This is a genomic window from Nonomuraea cavernae (genome assembly GCF_040655715.1).
Taxonomy (GTDB): Bacteria; Actinomycetota; Actinomycetes; order Streptosporangiales; family Streptosporangiaceae; genus Nonomuraea; species Nonomuraea cavernae_A.
The window spans coordinates 324,372-346,010 of the sequence record NZ_JBFAKL010000006.1 but is presented as its reverse complement, the minus strand read 5'-3'; the positions used below and the strand labels follow the sequence as shown (position 1 = coordinate 346,010).

Here is a 21,639-nt window from a genome sequence, read left to right as displayed (position 1 = left end):
CTGCTCGACATCTACCGCAAGCTGCGGCCGGGTGAGCCGCCGACCAAGGAGTCGGCGCAGACCCTGCTGGAGAACCTCTACTTCAATCCCAAGCGTTACGACCTCGCCAAGGTGGGTCGTTACAAGATCAACAAGAAGCTGGGAGTCGGTAGCGAGATCACCCAGGGCACGCTGACCGAAGAGGACATCGTCGCCACGATCGAGTACATCGTCCGGCTGCACGCCGGCGAGGACTCGATGCCGGCCGCCGCCGAGGCGCCGATCGACACGGTGATCGTCGAGGTCGACGACATCGACCACTTTGGCAACCGCCGCCTGCGCAGCGTCGGCGAGCTCATCCAGAACCAGGTCCGCCTGGGCCTGGCCCGCATGGAGCGGGTCGTGCGCGAGCGCATGACCACGCAGGACGTCGAGGCGATCACGCCGCAGACCCTGATCAACATCCGCCCGGTCGTGGCGTCGATCAAGGAGTTCTTCGGCACCTCGCAGCTGTCCCAGTTCATGGACCAGACCAACCCGCTGGCCGGCCTGACGCACAAGAGGCGTCTGTCCGCGCTCGGCCCCGGTGGTCTCTCCCGTGAGCGGGCCGGCTTCGAGGTCCGTGACGTGCACCCGTCCCACTACGGCCGGATGTGCCCGATCGAGACCCCTGAAGGCCCCAACATCGGCCTGATCGGCTCGCTCGCCTCCTACGGACGCATCAACGCGTTCGGCTTCGTCGAGACGCCCTATCGCAAGGTCGTCGACGGCAAGGTGACCGACCAGATCGACTACCTGACCGCCGACGAGGAAGACCGTTTCGTCAAGGCGCAGGCCAACACGGTGCTCAACGCCGACGGCACCTTCGCCGAGAGGCGCGTCCTGGTCCGCACCAAGGGTGGTGAGACCGAGCTGGCCCGTGCCGAGGAGGTCGACTACATCGACGTGTCGCCGCGCCAGATGGTGTCGGTGGCCACCGCGATGATCCCGTTCCTCGAGCACGACGACGCCAACCGCGCGCTCATGGGCTCCAACATGCAGCGCCAGTCGGTGCCGCTGCTCAAGAGCGAGGCGCCGCTGGTCGGCACCGGCATGGAATACCGTGCCGCGACCGACGCCGGCGACGTCATCAGCGCCGAGAAGGCGGGTGTGGTCGAGGAGGTCTCGGCCGACTACGTCACCGTCATGAACGACGACGGCACCCGGACGACGTACCGGATCGCCAAGTTCAAGCGTTCCAACCAGGGCACCTCGTTCAACCAGAAGCCCATCGTCGCCGAGGGCGACCGGGTCGAGGTCAACCAGGTGATCGCCGACGGTCCGTGCACCCAGAACGGTGAGATGGCCCTGGGCAAGAACCTCCTGGTGGCGTTCATGCCGTGGGAGGGTCACAACTACGAAGACGCGATCATCCTGTCGCAGCGGCTGGTGCAGGACGACATCCTGTCCTCGATCCACATCGAGGAGCACGAGGTCGACGCCCGTGACACCAAGCTGGGTCCTGAGGAGATCACCCGGGACATCCCGAACGTGTCCGAGGAGGTCCTGGCCGATCTCGACGAGCGCGGCATCATCCGCATCGGCGCCGAGGTCGTCCCCGGTGACATCCTGGTCGGCAAGGTCACGCCCAAGGGCGAGACCGAGTTGACGCCGGAGGAGCGGCTGCTTCGTGCGATCTTCGGTGAGAAGGCCCGTGAGGTCCGTGACACCTCGCTGAAGGTGCCGCACGGCGAGCAGGGCAAGGTCATCGGCGTCCGCGTGTTCAGCCGCGAGGAGGGCGACGAGCTTCCCCCCGGTGTCAACGAGCTGGTCCGCGTCTACGTGGCTCAGAAGCGTAAGATCACCGACGGTGACAAGCTCGCCGGCCGTCACGGCAACAAGGGCGTCATCTCCAAGATCCTGCCGGTCGAGGACATGCCGTTCCTGGAGGACGGCACCCCGGTCGACATCATCCTCAACCCGCTGGGCGTGCCCGGCCGGATGAACGTCGGCCAGGTCCTGGAGACCCACCTCGGCTGGATCGCGGCCAGGGGCTGGGACATCTCCGGCATCCAGGAGGCCTGGGCCGAGCGGCTGCGCGAGAAGGGCTTCGAGACCGTTGACCCGCGCACCAACATGGCGACCCCGGTCTTCGACGGAGCCCACGAGGAGGAGATCGTCGGCCTGCTCGGCAACACCGTCCCCAACCGTGACGGTGACCGGATGGTCGAGGCCAGCGGCAAGGCGCGGCTCTACGACGGCCGCTCCGGTGAGCCGTTCCCGTATCCGATCTCGGTCGGCTACATCTACATTCTCAAGCTCCTGCACCTGGTGGACGACAAGATCCACGCCCGGTCGACCGGCCCCTACTCCATGATCACCCAGCAGCCGCTCGGCGGTAAGGCCCAGTTCGGTGGCCAGCGCTTCGGTGAGATGGAGGTGTGGGCCCTGGAGGCCTACGGCGCCGCCTACGCGCTCCAGGAGCTGCTGACGATCAAGTCCGACGACGTCCTGGGCCGCGTGAAGGTCTACGAGGCGATCGTCAAGGGCGAGAACATTCCCGAGCCCGGTATTCCCGAGTCCTTCAAGGTCCTCATCAAGGAGATGCAGTCGCTCTGCCTCAACGTCGAGGTGCTGTCGAGCGACGGCATGTCCATCGAGATGCGAGACACCGACGAGGACGTCTTCCGCGCCGCGGAGGAGCTCGGCATCGATCTGTCCCGGCGTGAGCCGAGCAGCGTGGAAGAAGTCTGAGGGGGAGATCGCACACATGCTAGACGTCAACTTCTTCGACGAGCTCAGGATCGGCCTCGCCACGGCCGACGACATCCGCCAGTGGTCCCACGGCGAGGTGAAGAAGCCGGAGACCATCAACTACCGGACTCTCAAGCCGGAAAAGGACGGGCTCTTCTGCGAGAAGATCTTCGGTCCCACCCGCGACTGGGAGTGCTACTGCGGCAAGTACAAGCGCGTCCGGTTCAAGGGCATCATCTGTGAGCGCTGTGGCGTCGAGGTGACTCGCGCCAAGGTGCGTCGTGAGCGGATGGGCCACATCGAGCTGGCCGCGCCGGTCACGCACATCTGGTACTTCAAGGGCGTCCCGTCGCGCCTCGGCTACCTGCTCGACCTCGCCCCGAAGGACCTGGAGAAGGTCATCTACTTCGCGGCGTACATGATCACGCATGTCGACACCGAGATGCGTGAGCGTGACCTGCCCTCGCTGGAGGCGAAGATCTCCGTCGAGCGGCAGCACATCGAGCAGCGCCGCGACGCCGACGTCGAGGCCCGGCAGAAGAAGCTCGAGGCCGACCTGGCCGAGCTCGAGGCCGCCGGTGCCAAGGGCGACCAGCGCCGCAAGGTGCGCGAGGGCGCCGAGCGCGAGATGCGCCAGCTCCGCGACCGGGCCCAGCGTGAGCTGGACCGGCTCGAGGAGGTCTGGAGCCGCTTCAAGAACCTCAAGGTCCAGGACCTGGAGGGCGACGAGCTGCTCTACCGCGAGATGCGTGACCGCTTCGGCCGCTACTTCAAGGGCGGCATGGGCGCGCAGGCGATCCAGGACCGCCTGATCAGCTTCGACCTCGACGCCGAGGCCGAAAACCTGCGCGAGACCATCCGCAGCGGCAAGGGCCAGAAGAAGGCCCGCGCGCTCAAGCGGCTCAAGGTGGTGTCGGCGTTCCTCAACACCACCAACTCGCCGCGCGGCATGGTGCTCGACTGCATCCCGGTCATCCCGCCGGACCTGCGCCCGATGGTGCAGCTCGACGGTGGCCGGTTCGCGACCTCCGACCTCAACGACCTCTACCGCCGGGTCATCAACCGCAACAACCGGCTCAAGCGTCTGCTCGACCTCGGCGCCCCCGAGATCATCGTGAACAACGAGAAGCGGATGCTCCAGGAGGCCGTCGACGCGCTGTTCGACAACGGCCGCCGCGGTCGCCCGGTCACCGGTCCCGGCAACCGGCCTCTCAAGTCCCTCAGCGACATGCTGAAGGGCAAGCAGGGCCGTTTCCGCCAGAACCTCCTGGGCAAGCGAGTCGACTACTCCGGCCGTTCGGTCATCGTCGTCGGCCCGCAGCTCAAGCTGCACCAGTGCGGCCTGCCCAAGCAGATGGCGCTGGAGCTGTTCAAGCCGTTCGTGATGAAGAGGCTGGTCGATCTCAACCACGCCCAGAACATCAAGTCGGCCAAGCGGATGGTCGAGCGGGCCCGTCCCGTGGTGTGGGACGTGCTCGAAGAGGTCATCACCGAGCACCCGGTGCTGCTCAACCGCGCTCCGACGCTCCACCGTCTGGGCATCCAGGCGTTCGAGCCGCAGCTGGTCGAGGGCAAGGCCATCCAGATCCACCCGCTGGTCTGCACCGCGTTCAACGCCGACTTCGACGGCGACCAGATGGCCGTGCACCTGCCGCTGTCGGCTGAGGCCCAGGCCGAGGCACGCATCCTGATGCTCTCGACCAACAACATCCTCAAGCCGGCCGACGGCAAGCCCGTGACGATGCCCACCCAGGACATGGTCATCGGCCTCTACTGGCTGACCACCCAGAAGGACGGCGCCGCGGGCGAGGGCCGGATCTTCGGCTCGATCGCCGAGGCTCAGATGGCGTTCGACCGCCAGGAGCTGCACATCCAGGCGAAGATCCAGATCCGGCTCAAGGACGTCCTGCCGCCCCGTGACTGGGTCGCGCCGGAGGGCTGGGAGCAGGGTGACCCGATCCGCCTGGAGACGACGTTCGGGCGGTGCCTGTTCAACCAGACGCTGCCCGCGAGCTACCCGTTCGTCAACTTCCAGGTGGGCAAGAAGCAGCTGTCCACGATCGTCAACGAGCTGGCCGAGACCTATCCCAAGGTCGAGGTCGCCAACTCGCTCGACGCGCTCAAGGACGCGGGCTTCCGCTGGGCGACCCGTTCCGGTGTCACGATCTCGATCGACGACGTGGTCGCGCCGCCGAACAAGGCCGAGATCATGGAAAGCTACGAGCGCCGGGCCGACAAGGTCCAGCGCGAGTACGAGCGCGGTCTGATCACCGACGAGGAGCGCCGTCAGGAGCTCATCGAGATCTGGACGCATGCGACGGCCGACGTCGAGACCGACATGGTCAACGCCTTCCCGGCGACCAACCCGGTCTGGATGATGGTCAACTCCGGTGCCCGAGGCAACAAGATGCAGGTGCGTCAGATCGCCGGCATCCGTGGCCTGGTGTCCAACACCAAGGGTGAGACGATCCCGCGCCCGATCAAGGCCTCGTTCCGCGAGGGCCTGTCGGTGCTCGAGTACTTCATCTCGACCCACGGACAGCGGAAGGGTCTGGCCGACACCGCGCTGCGCACCGCCGACTCGGGTTACCTGACCCGTCGTCTGGTGGACGTGGCACAGGACGTCATCGTGCGCGAGATCGACTGCGGCACCGACCGCGCGGTCCCGCTCCACGTCGGCGACCGTGACGCGTCGGGCAACCTGGTCAAGGCCGAGAACGCCGAGTCCAACGTGCACGGCCGCATCCTGGCCGAGGACGTCGAGGTCGACGGCAAGGTCATCGTCCCGGCCGGGGTCGACATCAACGACATCCACGTCACCAAGCTGGTCGAGGCGGGCGTCGAGACGGTCCGCACCCGCAGCGCTCTGGTCTGCGAGGCCAAGATCGGTGTCTGCGCGACCTGCTACGGCCGCTCGCTGGCCACCGGCAAGCTCGTGGACGTCGGCGAGGCGGTCGGCATCATCGCCGCCCAGTCGATCGGTGAGCCGGGCACGCAGCTGACGATGCGTACCTTCCACACCGGTGGTGTGGCGGGCGCCGACATCACCCACGGTCTGCCCCGAGTCCAGGAGCTCTTCGAGGCGCGCATCCCCAAGGGTGTCGCCCCGATCTCCGAGGCGGAGGGCCGGGTCCGGGTCGACGAGACCGACAAGGCCAGGAAGATCGTCATCACCCCGGACGACGGGTCCGAGGAGATCGCCTACCCGGTCTCGATGCGGTCGCGCCTGCTCATCTCGGAGGGCCAGCGTGTCTCCGTCGGCCAGCAGCTGGTCGCCGGTGCGGTCAACCCCAACGAGGTGCTGCGCATCCTCGGCCCGCGGGCCGTGCAGCTGCACCTGGTGGCGGAGGTCCAGCAGGTCTACCGGTCGCAGGGTGTGTCGATTCACGACAAGCACATCGAGATCATCGTGCGGCAGATGCTCAAGCGCGTGAACGTGCTCGAGTCCGGCGAGACCGACCTGCTGCCCGGCGAACTCGTCGAGCGCCCGCGCTTCGAGCAGATGAACCGCGAGACGGTGGCGGAGGGCGGCTCTCCGGCCGCCGGTCGCCCGGTGCTCATGGGCATCACGAAGGCGTCGCTCGCCACCGAGTCGTGGCTGTCGGCGGCCTCCTTCCAGGAGACGACCAGGGTCCTGACGGACGCGGCGATCCACGCCAAGTCCGACTCGCTCCTGGGCCTGAAGGAGAACGTCATCATCGGCAAGCTCATCCCGGCCGGCACGGGCATGCCCCAGTACCGCAACATCCGGGTCGAGCCGACCGAGGAGGCCAAGGCCGCCATGTACACCGTGGGCGGCTACGACGGCTCCGCGGCCGACTACACCTTCGGCACCGGCAGCGGCGAGGCCGTGCCGCTGGAGGAGTACGACTTCGGCCAGTACAACCGATGAAAACTCGGTGACCATCCTGTGGTCCGCGCGCCCGGGTCTCTCTTCTGAGAGGCCCGGGCGTGTCGCGTCAGGGGGATAGTGAAGTCTGGCCGCTGCGGATGGCCGGGCACTTTCACCAGGTAAGGGACGCCTCGGCGGCCCTTGTTCTGCCGGATGGGCCGCAGGACAGTGGGCGTGCCTATATCATGTCGGAGGAGCAGTAGCCGGGCCTTGATGGGATGGGCCTCGCGCACCGGGAGCGGTAAGGCTGGTAGCCTTTCCGCGCCGTTTTGACGTGTCGCGCGGGCCTGGTAGCCTAGACCATCGTGCCCGTTCTTGCGGGCTCTCGACTGTGCGCTCATTACGAGAGCGCGGGTCGGCTTCCTGGCTCGAAGTCCTCGTGGATGTGTCTGTGCTGACAGCGCGACACGCCCGAGCGCGGGGGCGCGGAAGCGAGGACAATCCGCAGGTCATGACACCGGCAGAACCTGCGAATTGAAGAATGACGTAACACCGGCCAAGGCACGAAACGGAGTGGCAGTGCCCACTATTCAGCAGTTGGTCCGCAAGGGCCGGCAGGACAAGGTCTCAAAGACCAAGACTCCTGCCCTCAAGGGGAGTCCGCAGCGGCGCGGTGTGTGCCAGCGTGTCTACACCACCACCCCGAAGAAGCCCAACTCGGCGCTGCGCAAGGTCGCCCGAGTGCGGCTCACCAACGGCATCGAGGTCACGGCTTACATCCCCGGTGTGGGCCACAACCTGCAGGAGCACTCCATCGTGCTCGTGCGTGGCGGTCGTGTGAAGGACCTGCCGGGTGTTCGCTACAAGATCATCCGCGGCTCGCTGGACACCCAGGGTGTCCGCAACCGCAAGCAGGCCCGTAGCCGTTACGGCGCGAAGAGGGAGAAGAGCTAACAATGCCTCGCAAGGGTTCTCCTGGCCGTCGTCAGCTGATGTCTGACCCGGTCTACAGTTCGCCGCTGGTCACCGCCCTGATCAACAAGGTGCTGCTGGACGGCAAGCGCTCCATCGCGCAGTCGATCGTCTACGGCGCCCTCGAGGGCTGCAGGGACAAGACGGGCAATGACCCGGTCGTCACCCTGAAGCGCGCGCTTGACAACGTCAAGCCGACCCTTGAGGTCCGCAGCCGTCGCGTCGGTGGCGCCACCTACCAGGTGCCGGTCGAGGTGCGCGCGACGCGCAGCACCACCCTGGCCCTGCGCTGGCTGGTGCAGTACTCCCGCGCCCGCCGCGAGAAGACCATGACCGAGCGCCTCATGAACGAGCTCCTCGACGCCAGCAACGGCCTTGGGGCGAGTGTCAAGAAGCGCGAGGACACCCACAAGATGGCCGAGTCCAACAAGGCCTTCGCCCACTACCGCTGGTAATCCCGGCGGGTTCGACGAGACGACGAGGACGCGAGAGAAGTGGCCACCACGACCGCTCTTGACCTGGCCAAGGTCCGAAACATCGGGATCATGGCCCATATCGACGCGGGCAAGACCACCACGACCGAGCGCATCCTGTTCTACACCGGCATCAACTACAAGATCGGTGAAGTCCACGAGGGCGCAGCCACGATGGACTGGATGGAGCAGGAGCAGGAGCGCGGCATCACGATCACGTCTGCCGCGACGACCTGTGAGTGGAACGGTCACACCATCAACATCATCGACACCCCTGGGCACGTCGACTTCACCATCGAGGTGGAGCGTTCGCTCCGTGTCCTCGACGGTGCCGTCGCCGTGTTCGACGGCGTCGCGGGTGTCGAGCCGCAGTCAGAGACGGTGTGGCGCCAGGCTGACCGCTATGAGGTCCCCCGGATCTGCTTCGTCAACAAGATGGACCGCGTCGGCGCGGAGTTCCACCGCTGCGTCGACATGATGATCAGCCGGTTGGGCGCCGCTCCGGCGGTCATTCAGCTCCCGTGGGGCGTCGAGGCGGACTTCAAGGGCGTCATCGACCTCATCACGATGAAGGGCCTCCTGTGGAGCGCCGAGGCGGCCAAGGGCGAGATGTACGACGTCGTCGACCTCCCGGCCGACCACGCCGAGGCCGCTCGCGAGTGGCGTGACCGCCTCATCGAGACCGTCGCCGAGAACGACGACGAGTTGATGGAGCTCTTCCTCGAGGGCGCTGAGCCCACCGAGGAGCAGCTGGTCGCGGCGATCCGCCGCGCGACGCTGTCCAGCGCCATCAACCCGGTGCTGTGCGGGACCGCGTTCAAGAACAAGGGCGTGCAGCCCCTGCTCGACGCGATCGTCGCCTACCTCCCCGCGCCGACCGACCTCGCGGCCTTCAAGGGCTACGCGGTCGGCAACGAGGAGAAGGTGATCGAGCGTCACGCGGACCCGGCCGAGCCCTTCTCGGCGCTGGCGTTCAAGATTGCCAGCGACCCGCACCTGGGCAAGCTCACCTACATCCGCATCTACTCGGGCACGCTCGAGACCGGTTCACAGGTCATCAACTCTGTGAAGGGTAAGAAGGAGCGGATCGGCAAGATCTACCAGATGCACGCCAACAAGCGCGAAGAGCGCCCGTCGGCGATCGCCGGCCAGATCGTGGCTGTCATGGGTCTGAAGGACACCACCACCGGTGACACCCTGTCCGACCCGGCCAACCAGGTCGTGCTCGAGTCGATGACGTTCCCGGCTCCGGTCATCAACGTCGCCATCGAGCCCAAGACCAAGGGCGACCAGGAGAAGCTGTCGATCGCGATCCAGCGGCTGGCCGAGGAGGACCCGTCCTTCCAGGTCCGTCGTGACGAGGAGACCGGCCAGACGGTCATCTGGGGCATGGGCGAGCTTCACCTTGAGATCCTCGTCGACCGCATGCGTCGCGAGTTCAAGGTCGAGGCCAACGTCGGCCGTCCCCAGGTCGCGTACCGTGAGACCATCCGCCGCAAGGTGGAGAAGATCGACTACACCCACAAGAAGCAGACCGGTGGTTCCGGTCAGTTCGCGCGGGTGATCATCAACCTCGAACCTCTGGGCGAAGGCAACGACGGCTACGAGTTCGAGAACAAGGTCACGGGTGGTCGTGTCCCGAGGGAGTACATCCCCTCGGTCGACGCGGGCGCCCAGGAGGCCGCCGAGTTCGGCGTGCTGGCCGGCTACCCGATGGTGGGCGTGAAGGTGACGCTGACCGACGGCGCCGCGCACGACGTCGACTCCTCGGAAATGGCCTTCAAGATCGCCGGCTCGATGGCCTTCAAGGAGGCCGCGCGCAAGGCTGACGCTGTTCTTCTCGAGCCGATGATGGCCGTCGAGGTCACCACGCCCGAGGATTACATGGGTGACGTCATCGGTGACCTCAACGGTCGCCGCGGGCAGATCCAGGCGATGGACGAGCGGGCCGGAGCCCGAGTCGTCGAGGCGCTCGTGCCGCTGTCTGAGATGTTCGGCTACGTGGGTGACCTGCGTAGCAAGACGCAGGGGCGCGCGAGCTACAGCATGCAGTTCGACTCCTACGCGGAGGTGCCTCCGGGCATCGCCAAGGAGATCGTCGCGAAGGCCCGGGGCGAATAGTCCCGGGACCCCAACGGAGGGGCGCCGAGCGATCGGCGCCCGCCCGTCAAAGGGGCCTCGGCCCCTGGCAGGGCGACACACGGTCGCCCCGCCGCCGAGGGGTTCGGGAACACCCGGGCCCGAGTGTGCAGACGAAAGTCAGTCAGAATCTCAAGGAGAGAACCAGTGGGCAAGGCCAAGTTCGAGCGGAACAAGCCGCACATGAACATCGGCACCATTGGGCATATCGACCACGGTAAGACCACGCTGACCGCGGCGATCACCAAGGTGCTCCACGACCGTTACCCCGACCTGAACGCGGCTACGCCTTTCGACAAGATCGACAAGGCGCCGGAGGAGAAGGCTCGCGGTATTACGATCTCCATCGCGCACGTCGAGTACCAGACCGAGAAGCGCCACTACGCTCACGTGGACTGCCCCGGTCACGCCGACTACGTGAAGAACATGATCACCGGTGCCGCTCAGATGGACGGCGCGATCCTCGTGGTCGCCGCCACCGACGGCCCGATGCCGCAGACGAAGGAGCACGTCCTCCTGGCCCGCCAGGTCGGCGTCCCTTACATCGTCGTGGCCCTCAACAAGTCCGACATGGTCGACGACGAGGAGATCCTGGAGCTCGTCGAGCTCGAGGTCCGTGAGCTCCTGTCCGCTCAGGAGTTCCCCGGCGACGACCTGCCGGTCATCCGCGTCTCGGCGCTCAAGGCGCTCGAGGGCGACCAGAAGTGGGCCGACAGCATCATCGAGCTGATGGACGCCGTCGACGAGAACGTGCCCGAGCCGCCCCGTGAGGTGGAGAAGCCGTTCCTCATGCCGGTCGAGGACGTCTTCTCGATCACCGGTCGCGGCACGGTCGTCACCGGCCGTATCGAGCGTGGCATCGTCAAGGTCAACGAGCAGGTCGACATCATCGGCATCCAGCCGGAGAAGACGACCACCACCGTCACCAGCATCGAGATGTTCAACAAGATGCTCGACGAGGGTCAGGCCGGCGACAACGCCGCCCTGCTGCTCCGCGGCATCAAGCGCGAGCAGGTCGAGCGTGGCCAGTGCATCATCAAGCCGGGCACGACCACCCCGCACACCGAGTTCGAGGGTCAGGTCTACATCCTGTCCAAGGACGAGGGCGGCCGTCACACGCCGTTCTTCAACAACTACCGTCCTCAGTTCTACTTCCGTACGACTGACGTGACCGGTGTGGTGAACCTCCCCGAGGGCACCGAGATGGTCATGCCGGGCGACAACACCGAGATGCGCGTTGAGCTGATCCAGCCCATCGCCATGGAGGAAGGCCTGAAGTTCGCGATCCGTGAGGGTGGCCGCACCGTCGGCGCCGGCCGGGTCGTCAAGATCATCAAGTAGTTCGATCGCGGAGTGGCGGTCGGCTCCGGCATCGGGACCGACCGCCACACCACGAAGGGCAGGAGCCGGCACGGCTCCCGCCACCCGGCTCCACATGAAAGCCGTGATCTCGCAGTGGCTTCGGCAGCTGCCGAAGTGACTGCCGGATCACGGAAGACACGACAGATTCAGAATGTCTGTCACGTGGGGTCGTGCGGGCACCGACCCGCATGAACAGCGGCAACAGGCCGCACGATACTTTTTCAGACGACAGCGAAGGACACCGAGGCCATTATGGCGGGACAGAAGATCCGCATCCGGCTTAAGGCCTATGACCACGAGGTCATCGATAGCTCGGCCAAGAAGATCGTCGAGACGGTGACGCGGACTGGCGCGAAGGTCGCGGGCCCGGTGCCGCTGCCGACCGAGAAGAACGTGTACTGCGTCATCCGCTCGCCGCACAAGTACAAGGACAGCCGCGAGCACTTCGAGATGCGCACGCACAAGCGGCTGATTGACATCATCGACCCGACGCCCAAGACGGTTGACTCGCTCATGCGGCTCGACCTTCCCGCGGGCGTCGACATTTCGATCAAGCTCTGAGGGACACACTGACATGGCTAAGACGATCAAGGGCGTCCTGGGCAAGAAGCTCGGCATGACCCAGGTCTTCGACGCGGACAACCGGATGGTTCCGGTCACCGTGGTCGAGGCCGGTCCGTGTGTGGTGACCCGGGTCCGCACCGCCGACAAGGACGGCTACTCCGCCGTCCAGCTCGGCTTCGGGCAGGTCGACCCCCGGAAGGTCAACAAGCCGCTCGGCGACTACCTGCGTAAGCACGACATCACCCCGCGCCGTTACTTCGCGGAGATCCGCACCGACGACGCGAGCGACTACACCCTGGGCCAGGAGCTGCTGGCCGACACCTTCGAGGCCGGCCAGTTCGTCGACGTGACGGGCAAGAGCAAGGGCAAGGGCTTCGCCGGTGTCATGAAGCGTCACGGCTTCAAGGGCCTGAGCGCGTCGCACGGTACGCAGCGCAAGCACCGCTCGCCGGGTTCCATCGGTGGCTGCGCCACCCCGGGCCGCGTATTCAAGGGGCTTCGCATGGCTGGTCGGATGGGTAACGTCCGCACCACCGTGCAGAGCCTGAAGGTTCACGCCGTCGACGCCGAGAAGGGCCTCATCCTGATCAAGGGTGCGATCCCCGGCGCCAACGGCAGCCTGGTCCTCGTCCGCACCGCTGCCAAGAAGGGGGCTGCCAAGTGACCAGCAGTATTGACGTCCTCGACGCCAGCGGCGCCAAGGCCGGCACCATCGACCTGCCCGAAGACATCTTCGGCGCCAAGGTCAACGTGCCGCTGATCCACCAGGTGGTCGTGGCCCAGCTCGCCGCTCGCCGGCAGGGCACCCACAAGGTCAAGACCCGTGGTGAGGTCAGGGGCGGCGGCAAGAAGCCGTACCGCCAGAAGGGCACCGGCCGGGCCCGTCAGGGCTCGACCCGTGCGCCGCAGTTCGCCGGCGGTGGCGTGGTCCACGGTCCGGTTCCGCGTGACTACTCGCAGCGGACGCCCAAGAAGATGAAGGTCGCCGCTCTGCGTGGCGCCCTGTCCGACAGGGCGGCCGGCGGTCGCGTGCACGTGGTGAGCGGTCTGGTCATGAGCGAGACGCCGAAGACCAAGTCGGCGCTGCAGGCCCTCCGCAAGATCACCCAGTCCAGGACCGTTCTCGTCGTGGTCGACGAGGCCGACGAGCTGACCTGGATGAGCCTGCGCAACGCTCCCGAAGTCCACCTGCTGGACGCCGGGCAGCTCAACACCTACGACGTGCTCTGCCACGACGACGTGGTCTTCACCCAGGAGGCGTACGACCAGGTCGTGGCGCGGCTGAGCCAGGGCGGGAAGGAAGACGCCTGATGGAGAAGATCGCCGACCCGCGCGACATCATCATCAAGCCCGTGGTCTCCGAGAAGAGCTACGGCCTGATCGATGAGAACAACAAGTACACGTTCCTGGTGAGGAAGACCGCGAACAAGACCCAGATCAAGATCGCGGTCGAGCAGATCTTCGGGGTCAAGGTCACCAGCGTGAACACGATCAACCGGACGGGTAAGCGCAAGCGCACCCGCACCGGTTTCGGCAAGCGACCCGACACCAAGCGCGCGATCGTGAGCCTGGGTGGGGACGATCGGATCGACATCTTCGGTCAGATCGGCTAGCAGCCATAGAAGTTGAGCGGGCCGTACGGTCCGTAAGGGCGGAGACCGCCGCATTTCGGTGCGGCGGGCTCACCCATGTAACCGACGAAGGATGAACGAAAAAGATGGGCATCCGTAAGTACAAGCCGACGACCCCGGGTCGCCGCGGGTCGAGTGTCTCGGACTTCTCCGAGATCACCCGCAGCACGCCCGAGAAGTCGTTGCTTGCGCCCCTTCACGGCAAGGGCGGCCGCAACGTACACGGCCGGGTCACCGCACGCCACCAGGGCGGCGGTCACAAGCGCGCCTACCGGATCATTGACTTCCGGAGGCATGACAAGGACGGCATTCCGGCGAAGGTCGCTCACATCGAGTACGACCCCAACCGCACTGCCAACATCGCTCTGCTCCACTACGCCGACGGCGAGAAGCGCTACATCATCGCGCCGACGGGCCTCAAGCAGGGCGACCGCATCGAGAACGGCCCCGCGGCCGACATCAAGCCGGGCAACTGCCTGCCGCTGCGCAACATCCCGACCGGTACCTTCATCCACGCGGTGGAGCTCCGTCCGGGCGGCGGCGCCAAGCTCGGCCGTTCCGCGGGCGCCCAGATCCAGTTGCTCGCGAAGGAAGGCCAGTACGCCACGCTGCGTATGCCGTCCGGCGAAATGCGCATGGTAGACGTGCGCTGCCGGGCCTCGGTCGGCCAGGTCGGCAACGCCGAGCAGGCCAACATCAACTGGGGCAAGGCCGGTCGCATGAGGTGGAAGGGCAAGCGCCCGACCGTCCGCGGTGTCGCGATGAACCCCGTCGACCACCCGCACGGTGGTGGCGAGGGCAAGACCTCCGGTGGTCGCCACCCGGTGAACCCGAAGGGCAAGCCCGAGGGCCGCACCCGCCAGGCGAACAAGTCCAGCGACCGGCTGATCATCCGTCGTCGTAGCAAGAGGAAGAAGCGGTAGGAGCAGCCGAAATGCCACGTAGCCTTAAGAAGGGTCCCTTCGTGGACGACCACCTCGCCAAGAAGGTGGACGCCCAGAACGAGAAGGGCACCAAGAACGTCATCAAGACGTGGTCGCGGCGCTCCATGATCGTGCCGGACATGCTCGGGCACACGATCGCCGTACACGATGGCCGCAAGCACGTCCCGGTGTTCGTCACCGAGTCGATGATCGGCCACAAGCTGGGAGAGTTCGCGCCCACGCGCACCTTCCGCAGCCACGTCAAGGATGACCGCCGCAGCCGGCGATGAACAGCCTTCAGAAGTAAGAGGAGTAAGCGATGGAAGCCAGGGCTCAGGCGCGGTTCGTCCGCGTCACGCCCCAGAAGGCCCGCCGTGTGGTGGACCTTATTCGCGGGCTGCCCGCTTCGGAGGCGCAGGCCGTGCTGCAGTTCGCTCCCCAGTCGGCGAGCGAGCCGATCTTCAAGGTGCTCTCGAGCGCCATGGCGAACGCAGAGCACAATTTCGATCTCGACCCGCAGTCGCTCGTCGTGAGCCGCGCGTGGGTCGACGAGGGCCCGACGCTGAAGCGGTTCCGTCCGCGTGCCCAGGGTCGTGCCTATCGGATCAACAAGCGGACAAGCCACATCACCGTGATCGTGGAGTCCCGCGAGCCGAAGGGAAGGACCCGATAGTGGGCCAGAAGGTTAACCCGCACGGGTTCCGCCTCGGCATCACGACCGACTTCAAGAGCCGGTGGTACGCCGACAAGCTGTACAAGTCGTACGTCGCTGAGGACGTGGCGATCCGTCGCATGCTGCAGAAGGGCATGGAGCGGGCCGGCATCTCCAAGGTGGAGATCGAGCGTACGACCGACCGCGTCCAGGTCGACATCCACACCGCGCGTCCGGGCATCGTCATCGGCCGCCGCGGCGCCGAGGCCGACCGCATCCGCGGCGACCTGGAGAAGCTGACCAAGAAGCAGGTCCAGCTCAACATCCTCGAGGTGAAGAACCCCGAGATCGACGCCCAGCTCGTCGCGCAGGGTGTCGCCGAGCAGCTCTCCAGCCGTGTCTCGTTCCGCCGCGCCATGCGCAAGGCGATGCAGTCGGCCATGAAGAGCGGCGCCAAGGGCATCCGGGTCCAGTGCTCGGGTCGTCTGGGCGGCGCTGAGATGTCGAGGTCGGAGTTCTACCGCGAGGGTCGTGTGCCGCTGCACACGCTGCGCGCGGACATCGACTACGGCTTCTACGAGGCCCGCACCACCTTCGGCCGCATCGGCGTGAAGGTGTGGATCTACAAGGGTGAGGCTCCGACGAGCCGCGCCGAGCGCGAGGCGGCTGCCGCCGGTGCTCGTGCCGGCCAGCGTCGCGAGCGTGACGACCGTAGGGGTGGCGGCGGCGGCGACCGTCCCCGTCGTGGTGGCGCCGGTGGCGCTCGCCGTGGCGGTGGCCGCACCGAGCGCGCCCCCAGGACCGAGGCGGCCGCGCAGGCCGCCCCTGAGACCGGCCCGGCTGCGCAGCCGGGTGCTGAAGGGAGCTGACTCATGCTGATCCCGCGCAGGGTCAAGCACCGCAAGCAGCACCGGCCCGACCGCAGTGGCGCCGCCAAGGGCGGCACCAGGGTCGTGTTCGGCGAGTTCGGCATTCAGGCGATTGAGCACTCCTACGTGACCAACCGCCAGATCGAGTCGGCTCGTATTGCGATGACCCGTCACATCAAGCGTGGTGGAAAGGTGTGGATCAACATCTACCCCGACCGCCCGCTGACCAAGAAGCCGGCCGAGACCCGCATGGGCTCCGGTAAGGGTTCGCCCGAGTGGTGGATCGCCAACGTCAAGCCGGGGCGCGTCATGTTCGAGCTTTCTGGTGTCGCCGAGCCGATTGCCCGTGAGGCACTCACTCGCGCCATCCACAAGCTCCCCATGAAGTGCAAGATCGTTAAGCGTGAAGTTGGTGACGCCTGATGTTCGCTGCGCGAACCACAAGCTCCCCATGCAGCGCCGATGAGACCAGCAAGATCGTTAAGCGTGAAGTGGGTGAGGCGTGATGGCTAAGAGCCTGACCGCCGGCGAGCTGCGGGTGGAGGACCAGGACACCCTGGTCCAGAAGCTCAAGGAAGCCAAGGAGGAGCTGTTCAACCTCCGCTTCCAGGCAGCGACCGGACAGTTGGAGAGCCACGGGCGGCTGCGTGCCGTCCGCCGCGAGATCGCCCGTATCTACACCGTGATGCGCGAGCGCGAGCTTGGCATCATCACGGTCGAGAAGGAGACGAGCGATGGCTGAGACCGAGACCACCGAGAGCACCGAGACGAACGACGCGCGGAAGTTCCGCAAGGTCCGTGAGGGCCTGGTCGTGAGCGACAAGATGGACAAGACCGTCGTCGTCGCCGTCGAGGACCGCGTCAAGCACCGTCTGTACGGCAAGGTCATCCGCCGTACGACCAAGTACAAGGCGCACGACGAGGCCAACGCCTGTGGCGTGGGCGACCGCGTGCTCCTGATGGAGACTCGTCCGCTCTCCGCCACCAAGCGGTGGCGGGTCGTCGAGATCCTCGAGAAGGCCAAGTAAGCCTTCTCGGATATATACCGCGCCTCGTGGGGGGTGGAGACACCCCCCATGACGGCGTCCAAGGACGCGAGGCCACGACGGCTCGCGTCGCCTGCGGTGCGGCCCCCCGGGGTTGTGGCCGGAGGAACAAGACAACAGCAGGTTCCGCCAGGCTCAGAGATGAGAACCGGCGCGACTAACAGGAGTGAACGTGATCCAGCAGGAGTCGCGGCTCAAGGTCGCCGACAACACGGGTGCGAAGGAGATTCTCTGCATCCGTGTTCTCGGTGGCTCGGGCCGACGCTACGCCGGTATCGGTGACATCATCGTCGCCACTGTCAAGGACGCCCTCCCCGGCAGCACGGGCGTCAAGAAGGGCGATGTGGTCAAGGCCGTCATCGTCCGCACGGTCAAGGAGCGCCGCCGGCCCGACGGCTCCTACATCCGTTTCGACGAGAACGCCGCCGTCATCATCAAGGACAGCGGCGACCCTCGTGGCACTCGTATCTTCGGCCCGGTCGGCCGTGAGCTGCGCGACAAGAAGTTCATGCGCATCATCTCGCTCGCGCCGGAGGTGCTGTAATGCCGAAGCTGCATGTGAAGAAGGGTGACCTCGTCCAGGTCATCGCCGGTAAGGACAAGGGTGCCAAGGGTCGTGTGATCGCGACTCACCCGCGCGAGGACCGCGTGGTGGTCGAGGGCATCAACATGATCAAGAAGCACACCAAGGAGACCCACCAGGGTCCGCGCGGCGCCAAGACCGGCGGCGTGCAGACCATGGAGGCTCCTATCCACGTGAGCAATGTGAAGAAGCTCAAGGACGACAAGCCCGCGGACAAGCCCGCCGACAAGAAGGCCGACAAGGCCGACGAGACGGGTGAGGACAGCTGATGACTGCCACGACCACTGAGACCGAGCGTCCGACGCCGCGCCTCAAGACGAAGTACCGCGAGGAGATCGCGGCCCAGCTTCGTGAGGACTTCGGCATCGAGAACGTCATGCAGATCCCCGGCCTGGTGAAGATCAAGGTCAACATGGGTGTCGGCGAGGCGGCTCGCGACTCGAAGCTCATCGAGGGCGCTGTTCGTGACCTCACGGTGATCACCGGCCAGAAGCCGGCCGTCGTCCGGGCCCGCAAGTCCATCGCCCAGTTCAAGCTGCGCGAGGGCATGCCGATCGGCGCGCACGTCACGCTTCGCGGCGACCGGATGTGGGAGTTCCTCGACAGGCTGCTGTCGCTGGCTCTGCCCCGCATCAGGGACTTCCGCGGTCTGTCGCCCAAGCAGTTCGACGGCAACGGCAACTACACCTTCGGACTGACCGAGCAGGTCATGTTCCACGAGGTCGACCAGGACAAGGTCGACCGGCCGCGGGGCATGGACATCACGGTCGTGACCACCGCGAAGAACGACGAACAGGGCCGGGCGCTGCTGAAGCTCCTCGGGTTCCCCTTCAAGGAGGCCTGATCATGGCGAAGAAGTCGCTGATCGCCAAGGCGAAGCGTAAGCCGAAGTTCGAGGTCCGGGCCTACACCCGGTGCACCCGCTGTGGCCGGCCCCGCGCCGTCTACAGGAAGTTCGGGCTTTGCCGCGTGTGCTTCCGCGAGATGGCGCACCGGGGCGAGCTGCCTGGCATCACCAAGTCCAGCTGGTAGTTACCCTTGGGGGCGGGCTGCGTTCGCGCAGGGCCCGTCCCCGATGGTGCGCCAGCCGTACATATTCAGAAATCAGATTCCGGGTGCTCTCGACGAGAGTGCCCATGACCGCGCCGAAGGTCCACCGGCAGAGCATCGCGCTTGGCCGACTGGAAACCGCGGCGAGGAAGGCCACTGGCCATGACGATGACCGACCCCATCGCAGACATGCTCACGCGTCTGCGTAATGCGAATTCGGCGTACCACGAAAGCGTGTCGATGCCGTACTCGAAGATCAAGGCGCACATCGCCGAGATCCTCCAGCAGGAGGGTTACATCCAGGCTTGGACCGTCGAAGACGCCAAGGTTGGCAAGAACCTCGTGGTGGAGCTCAAGTTCGGGCCGACCCGTGAGCGGTCGCTCGCGGGCCTGCGCCGGGTCTCCAAGCCCGGTCTGCGGGTCTATGCGAAGAAGGACAACCTGCCTCGAGTGCTGGGAGGGCTGGGCGTCGCGATCATCTCGACCTCGGCCGGTCTCATGACCGACAAGCAGGCCGGCAAGCGTGGTGTGGGCGGGGAAGTCCTCGCCTACGTCTGGTAGAGGGGAGGAACACAGCATGTCACGAATCGGACGGCTGCCCATCCCTGTGCCGAATGGCGTAGACATCTCGATCGACGGCCGCGATGTCCAGGTCAAGGGCCCGAAGGGCACGCTTTCTCACACGGTCGCCGAGCCCATCACCGTGGCTCGCGATGACGACGGCGCGATCGCCGTCACCCGGCCCAACGACGAGAACAAGGTCCGCGCGCTGCACGGCCTGTCCCGTACGTTGATCGCCAACATGGTGCAGGGCGTCACGCAGGGTTACTCCAAGACCCTCGAGATCGTCGGCGTCGGTTACCGCGTTCAGGCCAAGGGCCCGACGCAGCTGGAGTTCGCACTGGGCTTCAGTCACCCGGTCATCGTCGAGGCCCCCGACGGCGTCACCTTCCGCGTCGAGAAGCCGACCCTGTTCCACGTGGACGGGATCGACAAGCAGAAGGTCGGCGAGGTCGCGGCCAACATCCGCAAGTTGCGCAAGCCTGACCCGTACAAGGGCAAGGGTGTGCGTTACCAGGGCGAACAGATCCGCCGCAAGGTCGGAAAGGCTGGTAAGTAGGCATGGCTCCGAAGACTGCGTTCGGCAAGCACACGGCTGCCCGCACCGTCTCGCGGGCCCGTCGTCACCGCCGCGTCCGCAAGAACGTCGTCGGTACGGCCCAGCGTCCGCGCCTGGTCGTCAACCGCTCGACCCGTCACCTGTTCGTGCAGATCGTGGACGACAGCGTCGGCCACACGCTGGTGAGCGCGTCCACCATGGACGCCTCGCTGCGCACGCTGGAGGCGGACAAGACCGAGAAGGCCAAGAAGGTCGGCGAGCTCCTCGCTCAGCGGGCCAAGGAAGCCGGGATCACCGCTGTGGTCTTCGACCGCGGTGGCAACCGCTACGCCGGCCGCATCGCGGCTCTGGCGGACAGCGCCCGTGAGAGCGGGCTCGAGTTCTGATGCGGGCCCGGGGATCACAAGTGATGGCAACTGAGATGAGGAACCACTGATGGCTGCAGCTCCGCGTCGCGGTGGCGGCACCGGTGGCGAGCGGCGGGACCGTCGTGACGATCGCCGCGGTGGCGCCGCCGACAAGGGCGTCTCGTACATCGAGCGCGTAGTGAAGATCAACCGAGTGGCCAAGGTCGTGAAGGGTGGTCGTCGCTTCAGCTTCACCGCCCTGGTCGTCGTGGGTGACGGCAACGGCCTGGTCGGCGTCGGCTACGGCAAGGCCAAGGAAGTCCCCGCGGCCATCGCCAAGGGCGTCGAAGAGGCGAAGAAGCACTTCTTCAAGGTGCCTCGGATCCAGGGCACCATCCCGCACACCGTGCAGGGTGAGGAGGCGGCCGGTGTCGTCTTCCTGCGTCCGGCCTCCGCCGGTACCGGCGTCATCGCCGGTGGTCCGGTGCGCGCCGTGCTGGAGTGCGCCGGCATCCACGACGTGCTGTCGAAGTCGCTCGGCTCCGACAACCCGATCAACATCGTGCACGCCACCGTGGCGGCTCTGAAGGGCCTGTCGCGGCCCGAGGAGATCGCGGCTCGCCGTGGACTGCCGATCGAGGACGTGGCTCCGGCACGGATGCTCAAGGCTCAGCGCGAGGGCATGGCCGAGGCCGCAGCCGCGAAGGCGGTGAGCTAGTCATGGCACGCCTGAAGATCACTCAGGTTCGCTCGAAGATCGGTGGCAAGCAGAACCAGCGTGACTCGCTGCGTTCGCTTGGCCTGAAGCGAATCGGCGACGTCGTCGTCAAGGAGGACCGTCCCGAGATTCGCGGGATGGTCTCCGTGGTGACGCACCTCGTCGAGGTGGAAGAGGTCGACTAGTCATGACTGACAAGGCTCCGCTCAAGATTCACGATCTGCGTCCGGCTCCCGGCGCCAACAAGGCCAAGGTCCGCAAGGGCCGTGGCGAGGCGTCCAAGGGCAAGACCGCCGGTCGCGGCACCAAGGGCAGCCGCGCACGCACCACGGTCCCCCTCGGCTTCGAGGGTGGCCAGGTGCCGCTGCAGAGGCGTCTGCCCAAGCTCAAGGGCTTCTCCAACGCCCTGTTCAAGACGACCTACCAGGTCGTAAACCTGGACAGGCTCGGTGAGCTCTTCCCCGAGGGTGGCGAGGTCACCGTCGAGACGCTGGTGGCCAAGGGTGCCGTCCGCAAGAACCAGCTGGTGAAGGTGCTCGGCACGGGTGAGATCTCCGTCGCGGTCAACGTGCAGGCTCACGCCTTCTCGGCCGCCGCGAAGGAGAAGATCGCCGCGGCCGGTGGCTCCGTTACCGAGCTGTAAGAG

Annotated in this window: 27 protein-coding genes; all 27 read left to right on the top strand. The window is 66.2% G+C overall.

Annotated elements, in window-relative coordinates; translation table 11 throughout:
* Positions 1 to 2,712 (top strand): DNA-directed RNA polymerase subunit beta (gene rpoB, locus AB0I38_RS12020; RefSeq protein WP_358465953.1); only part of this gene is annotated, 2,712 nt, incomplete at its 5' end.
* 16 nt (positions 2,713 to 2,728) lie between these two features.
* Positions 2,729 to 6,604 (top strand): DNA-directed RNA polymerase subunit beta', encoded by a 3,876-nt coding sequence (locus tag AB0I38_RS12015; RefSeq protein WP_358465951.1) that lies wholly within the window; start codon positions 2,729 to 2,731, stop codon positions 6,602 to 6,604.
* 519 nt (positions 6,605 to 7,123) lie between these two features.
* Positions 7,124 to 7,498, top strand: a complete 375-nt coding sequence (rpsL, locus tag AB0I38_RS12010) for a 30S ribosomal protein S12 (RefSeq protein WP_049572713.1) — start codon at positions 7,124 to 7,126, stop codon at positions 7,496 to 7,498.
* Positions 7,499 to 7,500: 2 nt separating this feature from the next.
* Positions 7,501 to 7,971 carry a 30S ribosomal protein S7 gene (gene rpsG, locus AB0I38_RS12005; protein WP_189126398.1) on the top strand — a complete coding sequence of 157 codons (471 nt, stop codon included), beginning with the start codon at positions 7,501 to 7,503 and terminating at the stop codon, positions 7,969 to 7,971.
* A 90-nt stretch (positions 7,972 to 8,061) separates the two neighbouring features.
* On the top strand, positions 8,062 to 10,110 hold the full coding sequence (gene fusA / locus AB0I38_RS12000) for an elongation factor G (protein WP_436838738.1): 2,049 nt from the start codon (positions 8,062 to 8,064) through the stop codon (positions 10,108 to 10,110).
* 165 nt (positions 10,111 to 10,275) lie between these two features.
* Positions 10,276 to 11,469: an elongation factor Tu gene (gene tuf, locus AB0I38_RS11995; protein ID WP_358465947.1), complete on the top strand. Its 1,194-nt coding sequence runs from the start codon at positions 10,276 to 10,278 to the stop codon at positions 11,467 to 11,469.
* Between the two features lie 273 nt (positions 11,470 to 11,742).
* Positions 11,743 to 12,051 (top strand): 30S ribosomal protein S10, encoded by a 309-nt coding sequence (rpsJ, locus tag AB0I38_RS11990; protein ID WP_012887830.1) that lies wholly within the window; start codon positions 11,743 to 11,745, stop codon positions 12,049 to 12,051.
* Positions 12,052 to 12,064: 13 nt separating this feature from the next.
* Positions 12,065 to 12,718, top strand: coding sequence for a 50S ribosomal protein L3 (gene rplC, locus AB0I38_RS11985; protein ID WP_189126395.1), 654 nt, complete (start codon positions 12,065 to 12,067; stop codon positions 12,716 to 12,718).
* Complete coding sequence (gene rplD / locus AB0I38_RS11980; protein ID WP_358465945.1) at positions 12,715 to 13,365, top strand: 50S ribosomal protein L4; 651 nt, start codon at positions 12,715 to 12,717, stop codon at positions 13,363 to 13,365. The genes rplC and rplD overlap by 4 nt, the downstream gene beginning before the upstream one ends.
* The gene (gene rplW / locus AB0I38_RS11975) at positions 13,365 to 13,667 is read left to right on the top strand and encodes a 50S ribosomal protein L23 (protein WP_358465943.1); all 303 of its coding nucleotides are present in this window, start codon (positions 13,365 to 13,367) and stop codon (positions 13,665 to 13,667) included. The genes rplD and rplW overlap by 1 nt, the downstream gene beginning before the upstream one ends.
* Positions 13,668 to 13,771: 104 nt before the next feature.
* Positions 13,772 to 14,608: a 50S ribosomal protein L2 gene (rplB, locus tag AB0I38_RS11970; RefSeq protein WP_189126393.1), complete on the top strand. Its 837-nt coding sequence runs from the start codon at positions 13,772 to 13,774 to the stop codon at positions 14,606 to 14,608.
* Positions 14,609 to 14,619: 11 nt separating this feature from the next.
* Positions 14,620 to 14,898, top strand: coding sequence for a 30S ribosomal protein S19 (gene rpsS / locus AB0I38_RS11965; protein WP_189126392.1), 279 nt, complete (start codon positions 14,620 to 14,622; stop codon positions 14,896 to 14,898).
* 29 nt (positions 14,899 to 14,927) lie between these two features.
* Positions 14,928 to 15,281: a 50S ribosomal protein L22 gene (rplV, locus tag AB0I38_RS11960; RefSeq protein ID WP_189126391.1), complete on the top strand. Its 354-nt coding sequence runs from the start codon at positions 14,928 to 14,930 to the stop codon at positions 15,279 to 15,281.
* The gene (gene rpsC / locus AB0I38_RS11955) at positions 15,281 to 16,129 is read left to right on the top strand and encodes a 30S ribosomal protein S3 (protein WP_189126390.1); all 849 of its coding nucleotides are present in this window, start codon (positions 15,281 to 15,283) and stop codon (positions 16,127 to 16,129) included. Before rplV ends, rpsC begins: the two co-directional genes overlap by 1 nt.
* A 3-nt stretch (positions 16,130 to 16,132) precedes the next feature.
* A complete protein-coding gene (gene rplP, locus AB0I38_RS11950; protein ID WP_189126389.1) occupies positions 16,133 to 16,552 on the top strand; it encodes a 50S ribosomal protein L16 in 420 nt (139 codons plus the stop codon).
* Positions 16,553 to 16,634: 82 nt separating this feature from the next.
* Positions 16,635 to 16,871, top strand: coding sequence for a 50S ribosomal protein L29 (gene rpmC, locus AB0I38_RS11945; protein WP_189126388.1), 237 nt, complete (start codon positions 16,635 to 16,637; stop codon positions 16,869 to 16,871).
* On the top strand, positions 16,864 to 17,157 hold the full coding sequence (rpsQ, locus tag AB0I38_RS11940) for a 30S ribosomal protein S17 (RefSeq protein ID WP_358465939.1): 294 nt from the start codon (positions 16,864 to 16,866) through the stop codon (positions 17,155 to 17,157). Before rpmC ends, rpsQ begins: the two co-directional genes overlap by 8 nt.
* Positions 17,158 to 17,347: 190 nt before the next feature.
* Positions 17,348 to 17,719: a 50S ribosomal protein L14 gene (gene rplN, locus AB0I38_RS11935; protein ID WP_106253399.1), complete on the top strand. Its 372-nt coding sequence runs from the start codon at positions 17,348 to 17,350 to the stop codon at positions 17,717 to 17,719.
* Positions 17,719 to 18,027, top strand: a complete 309-nt coding sequence (gene rplX, locus AB0I38_RS11930; RefSeq protein WP_436838736.1) for a 50S ribosomal protein L24 — start codon at positions 17,719 to 17,721, stop codon at positions 18,025 to 18,027. The genes rplN and rplX overlap by 1 nt, the downstream gene beginning before the upstream one ends.
* Positions 18,027 to 18,602, top strand: coding sequence for a 50S ribosomal protein L5 (gene rplE / locus AB0I38_RS11925; protein WP_189126385.1), 576 nt, complete (start codon positions 18,027 to 18,029; stop codon positions 18,600 to 18,602). The genes rplX and rplE overlap by 1 nt, the downstream gene beginning before the upstream one ends.
* 2 nt (positions 18,603 to 18,604) lie before the next feature.
* Positions 18,605 to 18,790, top strand: coding sequence for a type Z 30S ribosomal protein S14 (locus AB0I38_RS11920; RefSeq protein ID WP_189126384.1), 186 nt, complete (start codon positions 18,605 to 18,607; stop codon positions 18,788 to 18,790).
* Between the two features lie 180 nt (positions 18,791 to 18,970).
* Entirely contained in the window at positions 18,971 to 19,369 is a 399-nt protein-coding gene (gene rpsH / locus AB0I38_RS11915) for a 30S ribosomal protein S8 (RefSeq protein WP_106253393.1), read from the top strand.
* Positions 19,370 to 19,385: 16 nt separating this feature from the next.
* Entirely contained in the window at positions 19,386 to 19,928 is a 543-nt protein-coding gene (rplF, locus tag AB0I38_RS11910; protein ID WP_358465936.1) for a 50S ribosomal protein L6, read from the top strand.
* A gap of 2 nt (positions 19,929 to 19,930) precedes the next feature.
* A complete protein-coding gene (rplR, locus tag AB0I38_RS11905) occupies positions 19,931 to 20,314 on the top strand; it encodes a 50S ribosomal protein L18 (RefSeq protein WP_357681671.1) in 384 nt (127 codons plus the stop codon).
* 49 nt (positions 20,315 to 20,363) lie between these two features.
* Positions 20,364 to 20,993 (top strand): 30S ribosomal protein S5, encoded by a 630-nt coding sequence (rpsE, locus tag AB0I38_RS11900; RefSeq protein ID WP_189126381.1) that lies wholly within the window; start codon positions 20,364 to 20,366, stop codon positions 20,991 to 20,993.
* Between the two features lie 2 nt (positions 20,994 to 20,995).
* Positions 20,996 to 21,178, top strand: coding sequence for a 50S ribosomal protein L30 (gene rpmD, locus AB0I38_RS11895; RefSeq protein WP_080043226.1), 183 nt, complete (start codon positions 20,996 to 20,998; stop codon positions 21,176 to 21,178).
* A gap of 2 nt (positions 21,179 to 21,180) precedes the next feature.
* Positions 21,181 to 21,636 (top strand): 50S ribosomal protein L15, encoded by a 456-nt coding sequence (gene rplO / locus AB0I38_RS11890; RefSeq protein WP_358465934.1) that lies wholly within the window; start codon positions 21,181 to 21,183, stop codon positions 21,634 to 21,636.
* The last annotated feature ends 3 nt before the right edge of the window (positions 21,637 to 21,639 follow it).